Source organism: Pelotomaculum propionicicum (assembly GCF_048984525.1).
GTDB lineage: Bacteria > Bacillota > Desulfotomaculia > Desulfotomaculales > Pelotomaculaceae > Syntrophopropionicum > Syntrophopropionicum propionicicum_A.
In genome coordinates, this window is the sequence record NZ_JBMGJC010000005.1 from 98,780 (window position 1) to 113,277 (window position 14,498).

The window sequence follows — 14,498 nt, forward strand, 5'->3', positions numbered from 1 at the left end:
CTGTCAGGCCTATAGAAGTTCTGTTTGAAAGTTGGTTATGAGGACTGTACCCTGCGACTCTACGAACTTGACTACCGAGGCTAAAACCTTGTGCACATGGGCCTGTTCACAGCTGACCATGGAAATACCGACGGTTGAACGCTGCCATAAATCTTGTTCGCCCACCTCAGCAACAGAAACATTAAAACGGTTTTTAATCCGGTCAATCAAACTTTTTATTATCCTTCTCTTGTCTTTAAGAGAATTCGCTTCCCCCAGGTGCAGTTCCAGTGTTAATACCCCGATGATCAACTGCCATACCTCCGGGCTGATTTTTTATTTTATATATTTCAACAGTTCGTCCCAACGACCTAACACTCCATCCGGCTGCAGAGATTCCAGTTCCTCGCGGCTGGCAAGACCCCATGTTACGCCCAGGGTGCGGGCGCCGGCATTCCGGCCGGTCAAAATGTCAAAATTGCTGTCACCGATATATATGGTCCTGGAGACTTGCGCTCCGAGCAGTTGAACAGCGTGCAGCAGGGGTTCCGGGTCCGGTTTGTGCCTTGACACATCGTGCGCCGTAACTATTACGTCCATAAAACGATCGAGCCCGGTAAAAGATGCGGTCCTTGTGGTCCCGGGCTTACCCTTGGACGTAACAATACCGAGCTTTATTTTCCGTTTTTCCAGGTTGCTCAGGACAGCCAGGGTGCCGGGATAAAGCCTGGTGTATTGATCAAGGTCACGGTGGTAGTAAAACTGGTATAATTCTTCAAAACGGGACACTTCTTTCCCCGTAAAATATTTCCCTATATCCTTTAACGGCAGCCCGATCATTTTTTCCAGGCCGCTTTCATTCCAAGGTATACCCATTTCATCGAATACCTGCCGGTAGGTCCTGAATATCAGCGGCAGTGAATCAACCAGGGTGCCGTCCAGGTCAAACAAAACAGCTTCCGTCTCCATAACAATCATCCCATTCTGAATAAAATTGAGTTTAACGGGTCAAATATTTTTCACAAGATTAACAAGATTATAAAGATTAACAGGATTTTTAAATAACTTAAAGTAAAAGTATTAGCATATAAAAATTAATAAAATTATTATTTTTACTTTTAAATGATAATTTAAAATCGTGTAAATCCTGATAATCCTGTAAATCATGTGTGAAATGTTTTAATACTTTTAAATCCCGATAATCTTGTTAATCATGTGATAAATAATTTAAATTAGCTCTCTAATAAAGAGAGGCGAGAAATTAATAAAGTCAGCGCTTACTAGGTGGAATGTAATGTTCCAGGCGCTTTCCGGCAGACGCAGGCTGGCCGCCGCGCCATGTAGGTGGCTGTATATGACTGTGCTCACCCCGTATTTTTGAAAGAGCTCGATAAATTCATTTTTTTCATGACCCTCAGCCGCAGGCATAAAATGAATTAATACAATTATATCTTTTACCTTTGCCGGGTCAACACTCTTCAGTGAGTTTTCCATCCGGATTAATTCCCTGCGGTATATCTTTAAATCATCACTGGTAAAATATTGTGAACCGGGACACCACCACCCTCTGGAACCGCATACGGCAATATCACCAACAGATACATGGTCGTTCTGAATAACTTCCATGTTGCCCGGGAGGGTCGACCTGACCTGCGCCAGGCTCTGCCACCAGTAATCGTGATTGCCCGCCACACATATGACTTTGCCCGGCAGCAGGCTGAGAAATTCGAGATCGAACCGTGCCTGATAAAGCTTTAAAGCCCATGAAATATCGCCGGGCATCAGCACTATATCCCCGGTTTTTACGATTTTTGTCCAGTTATCATAAATCTTCCTGTAATGTTCCCGCCACTCTTCTCCGAATACGTCCATCGGCTTATAAACCTCTACGTTGTCCCAGGCTGGAGGGTTAACAGTATTATTGAAAGACAGGTGTACATCCCCGATGGCAAAAATCTTCAATTTACCACCTCCTCGACACCTTCTAATTTAACCTCTTTTTCAAGGAAATAAAAGGCTTAAAAAAAAGCCCTTGATGGGCTTTTATGTCCCCAGGTTTTTAATTCTTTCACTGGGGCCAATGATATTGGAGATCCTGACTCCAAAGTTTTCGTTTACCACAACCACCTCGCCGGTGGCTACCAGGGTACCGTTTACCAGTATCTCCACCGGCTCATCCACAATACTCTGCAACTCGACCACGGAACCTGGCGCCAGGCCCAGTATGTCTTTAATCGGCCACCTGGTCCGTCCCAACAACACCGTAACCTTTAAAGGTATATCGAGAATTAAATCCAGGCGCTGCTGGTCAAAGCCGTAAGTTGCCGGTTCAGGCTTTGGCGGCGCGTAACGGACTGCGGCGGGAGTATGCGTCATATTTTCCACAGCCGGTGGTTCATATTGCCTGACCGGTTCAACAAAGACGGCAGGTTCAGGTTCTATATCCTGAAGTCCATCTAAATTGTCCCCGGTGACATCCGCACCGGCGGATAATTCTTGCCCCGGTTGTTCTTCCACTTCCGTCACGGTCGTCACATTGTCTGGCGCGCCTAACTCACCGAGAATCAGGCCTGCTTCCTCTTTAGCGGTATCGAACCCCATTACCTGCATGAGCTGGGTATCAAGTATATCACCAATTTTCATGTTAAACCAGACAATAACCACTGGGCCTTCCACGCCAAACTCAGGGAAGTTCAGATCGTCGGTACTGTAGTATACCTTTGTTTCAGGCGGTGATATGTTAACAGTCCGGTTAAACATCGTTGCCATTGATGTGGAGGCTGACCCGATCATCTGGTTCATGGCCTCGGAAGCTGCACTGATGCCAATTTCATCTATTTCTTCGGAAACGCTTACCCCCTCGCCGCCCATCATCAAGTCGGCCAGGACATTTGCGTCATGGACTCTCATAATTAAAAGGTTGAACCCTAATAGACCTTCTATGAAACGCACATGAATTGTCATGTGCGGTTTTATAAAACTGCTGAATAGTTCTTCTAATGTTGATATAGTTATTCTCGGGCTTGTAATACTTACCTTTTGGTTCAGCAGCATGGACAGGGTGGTGGCCGCCGACCCCATGCAGATATTCCCGACTTCCCCCAGGGCGTCCATTTCTTCTTCTGTTAAATATTCTTCTTCATTATCCGGCAGAGCCCCAACCGGCGCTGTATCTGTCTCAACAGCCTGCTCCGGAATAAAACTTTCCGCTGCGGTATTATCCTCTGACTCCACTGAAAGCATATTTTCTTCAGCTATATCCTCAGGGAGCTGCTCTTCTGGAACAGCCGCCTCCATATCTTCCGGCTCTTCCGGGTGGCCCGTCTCATTATTTTGAGCGTTCAGGAGAGCATCAATCTCTTCCTGTTTTAAAAGTCTAGACATCTTTTTCTCCTTCCACCAGCCCTGTAATTTGAACTGCCAGCTGGCTGCCGAGCGTGCCGGCCTGAACCTTGAATTTCATTTGTTCCTCTATGTACATATCCATATCCTGGTCCACCTTCCTGTCAAGCAGCAGCACATCACCCACCTGCAGCTGAAGAAAATCGTTCACGTTCACCCATGTTTGCCCTGCCAGGACTGTAAGCTCCACAGACGGCTGGCCAAGCCAGTAAACCATTTTTTTCCTTTCCTGCTCGCTGAGGTCTGATAATTGAGGACCGAAACGCCTTTGGATAGTAAGATGGGACACCACCGGGTCAAGCAGCGTATAGGGCAGACAAAGGTTGATAAAACCTTTCGACGATTCTCCAACCTGTGTTGTAAAGGAGATCAAAGCCACAATTTCGTTGAATGAATATACCTGGTGCAGGTGAGGGTTGGTCTCCACAGATTCAATTGCCGGCTCGACCTGGACAATATCCTTCCAGGCCAGGGCCAGGTTATCTAATATTTTGATGGTTAACTTTCTGGCTACTGACAGTTCTATATCAGTCAAATCACGGATGTTCCTAGGCGCCTCGCCGTTTCCGCCAAAAAAGAGGTCTATCATCGGAAAAAGGAAAACCGGATCCAATTGGGCAATCGCGGTTCCTTTTAAAGGGCTCAAAGAAAACACTACAAGCACTGTCGGGGTTGGAATCGAACGGATAAAATCTTCAAATGTCAATTGGTCAACAGACGCAACTTCGACTTGTATATTGCTGCGCAGGTAACCTGTTAAAAAATTGGAAAGGAGGCGCGCAAATCCACCGTGTAGGACCTGCAGTGTGCGGAGCTGTTCTTTGGAGAACTTATTTGGGCGGCGAAAATCATAAAGCTTATAATCTATCTGTTTTGGGGACTCCTGCAGCTCATTCATCTTTACCTCGCCGGTTGACAGGGCATCCAGCAAGGCATCTATTTCGTTCTGAGATAAAATATCCATAATCAACCAACCCTAAGATTTAATATAATACCATTTTTTGGGCACTCTAATATTAGTTCACCAAAGCAAAAAATTTAAACAAACCTGGAATACCCTTTGGGGTCAGGCCCTTTTTCTCTATACTCATCATCGAGATTACACAGCCACGGTTGTCTTGAGAGCAGCATGTCATTAAAGCCTGCTGTTTTACTCGGCCCTGGCCAGCACTCTTCCGATAGCTTGCAGGATCCGGTCCTGCTGAAAAGGTTTTACAATAAAGTCTTTAGCCCCTGCCTGAATAGCCTCCATCACCATGGCCTGCTGTCCCATGGCGCTGCACATGATAATGTTCGCGTTCGGATCAAATTCGCGGATCGCTTTGACGCCTTCTATGCCGTTCATCTCAGGCATTGTTATATCCATTGTCACCAGGTCGGGCTTGAGCTTTTTATATAATTCTATCGCAACCTGGCCGTTTTCCGCTTCCCCTACAATTTCATAGCCATTTTTCGATAAAATGTTTTTAATCATCATCCTCATAAATGCGGCGTCATCTACTACAAGGATCCTTTTACTCAAAGTAAATCTACCTCCCGTATCTTCCTCAACATTCCACAGGCATACCAAGAGCCTCAAACAACCCGTTCAAAGCTCCTGTTTCCGGCAGCAGAAAAAAGTGCCCTTTGATCTGGTCGTAGTTCTGAAAAAACAGTGTCTCAATAACCAGGACTTTATCACCCCAGTAGCCGCTGGCTACAAGAGAAGCGCTCAGTATTGCCCCCAGCATATCGAAAGCAAACATCGGCACCGAGGTGTTCAAATTTAAACCAGTCATACCGCCTATAGCATTGATAAAAGAACCGGTTAAAACATTTCCTATTTCCGATATGGCGGAAATGCCCATATCATCCAATGTGGTTGTCGTACCCAGTTCATAACCCATCAGCATGTCAATCAAGTTATAAGTGCTTTGCTCGGAAAACATAAACATCACGGTGCCGGGTATATCGCCTTCCAGGCTTAAATTTACACATGACACCACTTCTTCAATCCCGCCTGTCAAGGCGAATACCTGTTCAAAATCCAGGAACCTGGCTTTTGGCACAGCTATTTCAACTCTTTTATTCAGCAGCTCAGCCAGGGCTGTGGCGGCATTGCCAAGCCCGATATTGCTGATTTCTTGAAGGGCGTCCATATGGACATTTGAAATTACCTCACTTTCAGCCAATACCATCCCTCCCGAAAAGCACTTTTATTTCTTCCGGTAAAAACAAGTTGCCAGTTTTTCGTAGCCAAATTCTCGGTAATTAAAAATCATCTCGCTGGCGCCAATAAACAGTATGCCACCTGGATTCAGTGCCCTGTGGAACTTCAGGTACAGTTTTTCCTGGGCCTCCCTGGTAAAATAAATCACGACATTACGGCAGGAAATCAGGTCAAAACCATGGTCAAACAGTGATAGTAACAGATCGTGGTGTTTAAATGAAACCATTTTCTTAATACTTTGCGTTAAATAATACTTGTCGCCCTGGCGCGTGAAATACCTGGCTTGACGCCGGCGGTTGACGTTAATAACCTGGTCCTCGTGATAACATCCTTCCTGCGCGGCTTTGAGAACTTTTTTGTCGATATCGCTGCCCAGTATGTAGTGATTGCGGCCGGGAGAAAGTTCATTTAAGATAATTGCTATTGAATATGGCTCCGCCCCGCTTGAGCAGGCCGCGCTCCAGATTTTTAGCCTTTTCCTGTCATCCAACAGAGATGGTATGATATTGTTCTCCAGTGTATCGAAGATCGGTTTATCTCTAAAAAACTCTGAAACGTTGATGGTTATAGTATCCAGAAATTCCATATATGCGCTGCGGTCGACAGTTAAAAGATTAAAAAATTCCGCGTAATTACCTGTACTAACATTCTGTTTTACCATCAGGTTGTCGAGGCGACGTTTAAGCTGGTTTTCTTTATAAGAATTAAGATCAAGTTTGAAACTGCCGCGAACTTTATCCTTAAATAATGAAAACTCCATTAAATCACCTTTATTGGCGTACCTACCGTCCGGATCATAACCTGCCCGCTCACGGTGTCAAGGATCATTGTCCGGCCCCTGCTGCCTCCCACTTCTTCCGCCAGCACCCTGATGCCCATCCCTCTTAAGATAAGCCTGGTTGTAACAATATTGCGCTCACCGATATTTAACATAAACTTTTCGTTTGATCCGGAAAACATCTGCGCCCCTCCGGCTATCTTGGCCTGAAGGTTGTTGACCCTGCCTCCCCGGCGCTTTATCTCAGCTATCATCAATGGTATGCCCAGGTCGGCAAACTTGGCGGGTTTTGTTACCTGATTGAATAAAGTGCTGTCGGGAAGCATGATATGCAGCAATCCGCCGACCTTTGTCAGGGGATCGTATAATGTAAGACCGACGCATGATCCAAGACCCATTGTAATCAAACGGTCCGGTTGACCTGAAACCTTCAGTTCGGCAATACCTACATGGATTTCGGCAGCGGGCGATGTTTGTTTGAGCTCGCTCCCCCGCACCGGTGAATCCTGCATCCAAATCACCTTACTTCCGCAAATTGTTGGCCAACCCAAACATTTCATCAGCTGTGCGCATAATACGTGCGCTAAAACTGTAAGCGCGCTGGGCTTCTATCAGGCTCGCCATTTCCTCTGTAAGATCGACGTTTGACGCTTCCAGGCAGCCCTGCCTGATCGTGCCAAAACCATCACTTCCGGGAACCCCTTCCACAGCTTCACCCACAGCTGAAAACAGGTTTTCCCCTTCCGCCTTCAGCGCTGAAGCGCTGCTAAACTTGTAAATATTAATCTGCCCGGCCTCGGTTATTTCTCCCGCGTCATTGACACTGATCTTCCCATCGGCGGCTATATTGAAATCCGCCGCACCGGGAGCCATCTTAACCCCTTCAAGTATATAACCGGAAGGGTTTACCAGATTACCGGCCGCATCAAGGCTGAAGGTGCCGTCGCGGGTATACCGCTCCTCTCCTCCAGGCTGGACGACCTTGAAAAAGCCTTCTCCGAAAACAGCGAGATCCAGTGGCCTCTGTGTTTCAAGCAGCTGTCCGGGCATCAAGTTGTTTGCTATCCCGGATACTATTACACCGCCTCCCACCGTCGGTTTTTTCTGGTCCTGGCTGCCGGCGCCAACCGGAATGCCGCCGCTTCCAAGTTCCTGGCCCACGAGTTCGGTAAAATCCGTCCGGCTTTTTTTATAGCCGGTAGTGTTTACATTGGCCAGGTTATTGGCTATAGTATCGGTTTTTATTTGCAGAGCGTTCATCGCGGACGCGGCTCCGGAAATAGCTCGCAGCATAAACATCACCCCGATCTAAAAAATGACTTAAACATATTGACAGGATTTACAGGATTATTATCACATGATTTACAAGATTATCAGGATTTACAGGATTAAATACATTTTCTTATAGTCAATGCTGGACAAGATTTATTTTAATTGGTATTTATTAATAACTTAAATATTTTCAACATCCTGTTAATCGGTTTAAATCTTGTTAATCCTGTCTATTTGTTTTAATTACTTTTATAACCTTACCTGATGCTGCCGATCTGGTTTACTGCCTTGTTGAGAATTTCATCATAGTTCTGTATTATTCTCTGGTTAGCCTCGTACGCGCGCATTACAGATATCAATTGGGCCATTTCGTCAACGACATTGACATTTGACGTCTCCACTCTGCCCTGGACAACGGTTGTCGCGGCGGCCTGTTTTTCACTCCCCTGTATCCCCGTAAAAAGGCCTTCGCCTTCTTTGCTGAGGCTGTTTAAATCATCAAATTCAACCAGGCGCAACCTGTCAATGACCGTCCCGCCGGCGTCAATCGAACCGTCCGGAGAAACAGTGAATTTATCGCTCCCAACCCTTATTTCACCGGCTTCGCCGAGTACACGGTACCTTCCGTTAAGTGTCAGGTAGCCTTCCTGGTCTACTTTAAAAAATCCGCTGCGCGTGTAATAGACTTTGTCCGGGTCCTCCTGCGCGGAAGCGCTGACGACAAAAAATCCGGGCCCCCTAATGGCAATATCGGTAGGGTTTCCCGTTTCCTGAAGCGTTCCGGCCGTATAATCGGTTACAGTTTCAGCCACCAGGGAACCTGTACCCAGAGAACCGATTTTTGCGGCCGGGTTCTGCAGGGGCAGTCCATCCTTGCGTTTCGGCCCTCCCTGCTCGATCAGCAGCTGTTCGGGGAAACTCTGGATCAAAAGCTCATCTTTTTTATAACCCGGCGTTGTGGAGTTTGCCATATTGTTGGAAATATTATCAACTTTCGCCTGCTGAACGTTCATACCCGTGGTAGAGCTGTACAGACCTCTAAGCATTTTAAACCTCCTTCGAAAGCACCTTAAAACAGTACATAATCTAGCAGTACTTAATAAGCTTCCTGCTCCAGTTTGCTCCTTAACCTGTTCAGGGCTCTGGTATGCAGTTGACATACCCTCGATTCGGATACATCCAGGACCTTCCCGATTTCCTTTAATGTTAGTTCCTCCTGGTAATAAAGCGCTAGGACAGTACGGTCTTTTTCCGGCAGTTCCTCGATTGCTTTAATCAGGAGCCGCTTGCTCTCTTCCTTTTCAATCATGTCCAGCGGATCAGGACTGTCAGCGTCCTGGATCATATCCCCCCACCTCACTCGTTCACCATCTGCTACTGACACCGTCTCGTCCAGGGAGGACAGGGAAAGAAGGTTTACCTGCCCCTCCAGTTTATACAGCTCTGACACCGTTATCCCCATAGCCTCGGCCAGTACCTCATGGTTTACCTGCTCCCCAAGTTCTTTTTGCAGCCTTTCCTTGGTTGAGTTCAGGAGCTGGATTTTCTGCCATAAGGTGCGGGGAATCCAGTTCAGTTTCCTTATTTCATCAATCATGGCCCCGCGTATCCTGTTGTACGCGTAAGCTTTAAAACTCACACCCAGATCAGGGTTGAACTTTTCCACAGCTTCCAGGAGACCAAAAATCCCGTAGCTCTCCAGGTCCTCCTGGCCGATAAAAGTAGGCAGCTTTACCGCCAGCCGACCGGCGAGATATTTTACAAGAGACAAGTGAGCTAACACAATTTCATTTTTTAGCTCCGCGTCCCTGGACTGGCGATACTTTCGCCACATCTCATCGGTGACAGCCATGTATTCACACTCCCTGGTATTTTAATAGCATATTGAGGCGGATTTTAATGGAAACGCCTTTGCTCCGACATCTTCATAAAAGTGTACCGGACAATTAAATCCTGCTGACTGCGGCTGATCCCGGTGAACTGCACCGCCACTTTATACATATTGAGGTTTTCATCAGGCCATGTCCTTACCACAGTGCCGCTAATCTCCATGTATTCCGGTTCTTTTTTTACCGGAATCATTATTTTCAGCAGCAGTTTTGTATTGACCTCAAAATTTTTTTTGTGCAGCAGCCTGATACCGCCGCCGCTGAGATCAAGGCTGATGCATTTGGCATAAACCGGGTGTTTGCCGCTTTCAGGCATTTCAGCGCATAAGACATCAATCATTGTGGATATCCTGACAAATTGCCTTAACTGCACTCGTCTATATTCACCGGGCAGAGTCAGCACGTATATGGGTATGTTGTCATAGCGCCACCCGAGAACTTTTGCGTTAAACTCATACCTTGAGCCTTCTGATATAAAAGACAGCACAAGCTTATCATCTTTTTTTAACACCAGCGGGTTTGTTCCCCTGGTCGGGATAGATATCATCAATTCATAATCAGTGATATCCTGAACGCTAGCCAGGTACCAATTATCACGGCTTTCTAAATTCGTCACATGTACCTTCTGATTAATCTGAATCCCTATAGCTTCAGCCATATAAAGCCTCCTAGCTGAATAAACCCATTAGCTTGGTCCAAAATCCTTCTTTGGTAGCTAAGCGGCTGCCGCCAACAAGGAGTTCAGCAATCTTGGTTATACTCCTCGAAGCTGGTGAGTTATGGTTCGTTATGTAGTAGGGCTGCTGGCTTTTCACTGCCTGGGTGACTAATTTATCATCAGGCACCCATCCCAGGAAGTTTATTTTAATATCAAGGAAACGGCCTGTGGCCGTGGAAATCCTGCCCAGAGTACGCATAGCCTCATTTCTGTCCGCCGCTCGGTTCACCACCACATTCACTTCGGAATGCAGCTTAAAATTGGCCAGTATTTTGATCAGTGCATAAGCATCGGTTAGTGAAGTAGGCTCCGGTGTTACCACAATAATTACTTCCTCTGCGGCAGCGACAAAACCAAGCACATTTTTATTAATCCCAGCGCCGGTATCTATAAGCACGATCTCATCCTTGCCGACAAAATGGTTAAACATCCTGAGCAGCTGCTGGCGGCGGGAACGGTCCAGGTTAGCCATTTCCAGAAAACCGGAACCGCCGGAAATTACCCTGATGCCACAGGGACCCTGGACGGCAATTTCGTCTAAAGTCATACCGCCATAGAGAACTTCAAAAAGGCTGTACGGAGGTACTATCCCCAGTAAAACCTCCGCGTTGGCCAAACCTAGGTCCGCGTCAAAAACAGTTACCCGGTTGCCCATTTTAGCCAGGCAGAGGGCTAAGTTCACGACAATGGACGTCTTGCCGACTCCACCCTTGCCGCTTGCCACAGCGATAGCCCTGGGGCCCCATAAAGCGCTCTCGTTTTTTATTAAATTGTCCTGGTAGTAACTTTGACCTGTCCTAGGCTGCCATAGTTTAATCGGGGTCAACCCCCTTAAACAACAATTTAGCAATTACCTTCGGGCTCGCATCGCTGATATCGTCGGGTACCTCCTGGCCGTGGGCCAGGTAAGCCACGGGAGCGCCTGTTTTTAAAACCAGGTTCAGGATTGAGCCATGTGTTTCTGTTTCATCAACCCTGGTAAAAATAAACTTGGTAAAACCAATTCTTTGAAACTCGCCTGCTGTTTTGACCAGGTCCCTGTTTTTTGAAGACGCGCTGAGTACCAAGAAGCTTTCATGAGGCTCGTCCAATACATTCAGAAAACTCTTTAATTCCAACACCTGCCTGGCATTCCAGGCTGAACGGCCATCAGTGTCGATTAAAATAAAGTCTTTGTCGGCATGGCTTCCCAAAATTTTAGCTAGTTCTGCCGGAGTCATTACTGCTTCCACCGGCACGCCCAAAAAGTTGCCATAAGCTTGCAGCTGGTCGTAACTTCCGATCCGGTAATTACTTATTCCCACCAGGGCTATCTTTCTGTGATCATAAATTTTTAAACGGGTGGCCAGCTTGGCCAGGCTTGTTGTCTTGCCTCCGCCCGGAGGTCCCATGAATGTATATATCCTGGGTCTGCCCTCCTCGTGATAGGCTGGTTCAAGAAGCCGCGTCACTTGTTTAATAAGTGAAAAATAAGCGTCCTGCGAGTTTGCTCCCGTCCCGTTATTACTGTGACCGACTGAAGACAGCAGTTGTTCGACGATGTCTTCACCTATATCCATGTCCAGGAGCGTTTTCCTCCACCTGGGGCCGGGATCGCCGTTCGAGCCCGCTTTTATCACGTTGTCCACCATTGTTTCAAAAAGCTGCTTCTCTTCTCCCACAGGTTCGTCCAGGTCTTCGATAACTGACCATTTAGACTCCTTTTCTGCTGTCAGTCCTCTTTTTAATTCCTGGGACAAAAGGTCGGAATTTTTTTGATCATCGTTCCTTTTGGCAGCAATATACGCTTTTCTGGCCCTGTTAATCTCAATATGCCGTCCCGCCGGAATGACCCTGGCCGGTTCTCTGGCCGGGCCGATTTCTCCGGCAGATTCATTGCCCGCTGTCACAGCCATCTGGGCGGGCGGACAGCCGACACTTAACTGGATTTCAGGATTATCGTCCAGAACAGCGGTAACTTCGAGAAGACGCGGTGAAAAAAGTCCGATCAGTCCCTTGGCAGCGACTTTGTAACTGCTGACAATCACCGCGTCTGATCCCAAGTCCTGTTTAATCAGCCGGATGGCCTCCTGCATTTCCCTCACCAAGTAACGTTTAATTTTCAATCAAGCATCACCGTCCCAATGGCCTCGACTTCAATATTCGGTACTATCTCGTTAAGAGAAAGCACTGCCACGTTTGGCAGGAACCTCTCTGACAACCTTCTGAACGGCAGCCTGGCCCTGGAAGAGCACAGCACCACCGGCGGGAGACCCTTTAAGGTCAGCTTTTCCATCGATTCCTTCAGTTTGTTCAGGATCTGCCTGGCCATGCCCGGTTCCAGCACCGGGTAAGAACCGAGCTGGGTCTGCTCAATAGAGTCGACAATAGTCTGCTCCAGTTTGGGGTGGAGGGTCAAAACAGAAATTTTTGAACCAGCGCCAAGATACTGGTGGCATATGGTCCTGGCCAGCGATTGCCTGGTATACTCGGTCAGATAGTCAGCGTCCTTGCTTACCCTGGATCCGTCAGCCAGAGCTTCCATGATAGTGGCCAGATCCCGGATTGGCACTCTTTCCCGGAGGAGGTTTTGCAGTATTTTCTGGACCTCACCCAGGGTTAAAAGGTCAGGCACCAGCTCCTCCACAACCACTGGATTCTTTTCCTTGACTACGTCGATCAGTTCCTTTACTTCCTGCCTGCCCAGCAGTTCGTGGGCGTACCGCTTGATGACTTCCGTAATGTGCGTAACCAGCACCGTTGAACAGTCGACAACGGTAAAACCGGCCAGTTCCACCTGATCGCGTTCCCTTGCAGAAACCCACCAGGCAGGCAGGCCAAACGTGGGCTCCGTAGTAGCAATACCGTTTATCTCCAATTCCTGCCCCAGCGGGTCCATGGCCAGGTAATGGCCCGGCATCAGTTCGCCCGAAGCGATTTCAGCGCCCCGCAGCTTAAAAGAATATGCGTTCGGATTAAGCTGCAGGTTATCCCGTATCCGGATCGGCCGGACGTAAATACCCATTTCCCCGGCACACTGCCGCCTGACCGCGGCGAGCCGCTGCAGCAGGTCGCCGCCCTGTTTTTCATCAGTCAGTGGAATAAGGTTATATCCTATTTCAATTTCCAGAGTATCAACCTGAAAATAAGTGAATACGTTCTCGGGCTCTCTCTTTTGCTCCTGGGCCTGCATCGCCGCGGTGCGCTCCTGATCCTGAACTTTTTTTCTTTTATCCTTCTGGACCATATTATAGGCAAAATACCCCATACCGCCGGCCAGGGCCAAAAACAACAGGTTGGGCATAGCGGGGACAAGTCCTAATATGAAGAGGATGCACGCCGCCATCATCAAAACTTTCGGGAAGTTGGTAAACTGGTTGGACAGGTCCTTGCCGAAACTTGAGTCGGATGTCGACCTCGTCACCATAATACCGGTAGCCGTCGAAATCAGCAGCGCCGGGATCTGGGTGACCAGGCCGTCACCTATGGTAAGTAATGTATATGTCTGCACCGCCTCAAGGAGCTCCATATTTTTCTGGACCACACCGATCACAAAACCGCCCAGGATGTTGATCATTATAATTATTATGCCGGCGATGGCGTCACCTCTGACAAATTTACTCGCGCCGTCCATAGCCCCGAAAAAATCTGCTTCCCTCTGCAGGCGCTTTCGTCTCTCGCGGGCTTCTTTTTCGTTTATTAACCCGGCGTTGAACTCCGCGTCGATACTCATCTGTTTGCCCGGCATGGCGTCCAGCGTAAACCTGGCGGCCACTTCCGCCACTCTGCCCGCGCCGTTGGTTATTACCACGAACTGGATTACGGTGATAATAATAAAAACAACCATCCCCACGACATAATCCCCGCCGACCACAAACTCCCCAAAAGCTGCGATCACGTTCCCGGCGGCGGCATCGCTCAGGATCAACCTGGTTGACGAAATATTGAGGGCCAGCCGGTAAAGTGTGGTTACCAGCAGCAGCGACGGAAAAACCGAAAACTGAAGCGGCTCTATGGTAAACATTGTTATCAGCAGGATAACCAGGCCCAAAGTAATGCTCAAGGTCAGCAGTATATCAAGAAAACCCGGGCTTAATGGGATAATAATCAGCAGGACAATGCCTATGATCAACCCCGAAATTATCAAATCGCCGCTTCTTTTGAAAATATCCATGGCCGCGAACGGTGCCGGAGTTGGAGCAGCCATTAAGACCTCCGTTGGGAATCCTTTAGACCCCGGATAAATTAATTTCGACAAAAAAATATTCTTGT

16 protein-coding genes are annotated in these 14,498 nt (G+C 47.7%); all 16 read right to left on the reverse strand.

Going from position 1 to position 14,498, the window contains the following annotated elements:
- Positions 1–9: 9 nt before the first annotated feature.
- The 16 genes from ACOBQJ_RS07010 to flhA all read right to left on the reverse strand — a co-directional run bounded on the left by ACOBQJ_RS07010 (position 10) and on the right by flhA (position 14,433).
- Positions 10–291, reverse strand: coding sequence for a DUF503 domain-containing protein (locus tag ACOBQJ_RS07010; RefSeq protein ID WP_421071027.1), 282 nt, complete (start codon positions 289–291; stop codon positions 10–12).
- 24 nt (positions 292–315) lie between these two features.
- Positions 316–948: an HAD family hydrolase gene (locus ACOBQJ_RS07015; RefSeq protein WP_421071028.1), complete on the reverse strand. Its 633-nt coding sequence runs from the start codon at positions 946–948 to the stop codon at positions 316–318.
- Positions 949–1,206: 258 nt separating this feature from the next.
- Positions 1,207–1,941, reverse strand: a complete 735-nt coding sequence (locus ACOBQJ_RS07020; RefSeq protein WP_421071029.1) for a metallophosphoesterase — start codon at positions 1,939–1,941, stop codon at positions 1,207–1,209.
- Positions 1,942–2,022: 81 nt separating this feature from the next.
- Positions 2,023–3,363: a flagellar motor switch phosphatase FliY gene (fliY, locus tag ACOBQJ_RS07025; protein ID WP_421071030.1), complete on the reverse strand. Its 1,341-nt coding sequence runs from the start codon at positions 3,361–3,363 to the stop codon at positions 2,023–2,025.
- Positions 3,356–4,345 carry a flagellar motor switch protein FliM gene (fliM, locus tag ACOBQJ_RS07030; RefSeq protein WP_421071031.1) on the reverse strand — a complete coding sequence of 330 codons (990 nt, stop codon included), beginning with the start codon at positions 4,343–4,345 and terminating at the stop codon, positions 3,356–3,358. Before fliM ends, fliY begins: the two co-directional genes overlap by 8 nt.
- Before the next feature lie 186 nt (positions 4,346–4,531).
- A complete protein-coding gene (locus ACOBQJ_RS07035; protein WP_421071032.1) occupies positions 4,532–4,903 on the reverse strand; it encodes a response regulator in 372 nt (123 codons plus the stop codon).
- A gap of 25 nt (positions 4,904–4,928) precedes the next feature.
- Positions 4,929–5,552, reverse strand: coding sequence for a chemotaxis protein CheC (locus ACOBQJ_RS07040; protein ID WP_421071033.1), 624 nt, complete (start codon positions 5,550–5,552; stop codon positions 4,929–4,931).
- 24 nt (positions 5,553–5,576) lie between these two features.
- Positions 5,577–6,350, reverse strand: coding sequence for a CheR family methyltransferase (locus tag ACOBQJ_RS07045; RefSeq protein ID WP_421071034.1), 774 nt, complete (start codon positions 6,348–6,350; stop codon positions 5,577–5,579).
- On the reverse strand, positions 6,350–6,880 hold the full coding sequence (locus ACOBQJ_RS07050; RefSeq protein WP_421071035.1) for a chemotaxis protein CheD: 531 nt from the start codon (positions 6,878–6,880) through the stop codon (positions 6,350–6,352). The genes ACOBQJ_RS07045 and ACOBQJ_RS07050 overlap by 1 nt, the downstream gene beginning before the upstream one ends.
- Positions 6,881–6,890: 10 nt before the next feature.
- The gene (locus ACOBQJ_RS07055) at positions 6,891–7,661 is read right to left on the reverse strand and encodes a flagellar hook-basal body protein (protein ID WP_421071036.1); all 771 of its coding nucleotides are present in this window, start codon (positions 7,659–7,661) and stop codon (positions 6,891–6,893) included.
- A gap of 236 nt (positions 7,662–7,897) precedes the next feature.
- Positions 7,898–8,686: a flagellar basal-body rod protein FlgF gene (gene flgF, locus ACOBQJ_RS07060; RefSeq protein WP_421071037.1), complete on the reverse strand. Its 789-nt coding sequence runs from the start codon at positions 8,684–8,686 to the stop codon at positions 7,898–7,900.
- 50 nt (positions 8,687–8,736) lie between these two features.
- The gene (locus tag ACOBQJ_RS07065; RefSeq protein ID WP_421071038.1) at positions 8,737–9,492 is read right to left on the reverse strand and encodes a FliA/WhiG family RNA polymerase sigma factor; all 756 of its coding nucleotides are present in this window, start codon (positions 9,490–9,492) and stop codon (positions 8,737–8,739) included.
- A 44-nt stretch (positions 9,493–9,536) separates the two neighbouring features.
- Positions 9,537–10,187, reverse strand: coding sequence for a flagellar brake protein (locus ACOBQJ_RS07070; RefSeq protein WP_421071039.1), 651 nt, complete (start codon positions 10,185–10,187; stop codon positions 9,537–9,539).
- Between the two features lie 10 nt (positions 10,188–10,197).
- Positions 10,198–11,073, reverse strand: coding sequence for a MinD/ParA family protein (locus tag ACOBQJ_RS07075; RefSeq protein ID WP_421071040.1), 876 nt, complete (start codon positions 11,071–11,073; stop codon positions 10,198–10,200).
- On the reverse strand, positions 11,060–12,352 hold the full coding sequence (gene flhF, locus ACOBQJ_RS07080; protein ID WP_421071041.1) for a flagellar biosynthesis protein FlhF: 1,293 nt from the start codon (positions 12,350–12,352) through the stop codon (positions 11,060–11,062). Before flhF ends, ACOBQJ_RS07075 begins: the two co-directional genes overlap by 14 nt.
- On the reverse strand, positions 12,349–14,433 hold the full coding sequence (gene flhA, locus ACOBQJ_RS07085; protein ID WP_421071042.1) for a flagellar biosynthesis protein FlhA: 2,085 nt from the start codon (positions 14,431–14,433) through the stop codon (positions 12,349–12,351). The genes flhF and flhA overlap by 4 nt, the downstream gene beginning before the upstream one ends.
- Positions 14,434–14,498: the final 65 nt, after the last annotated feature.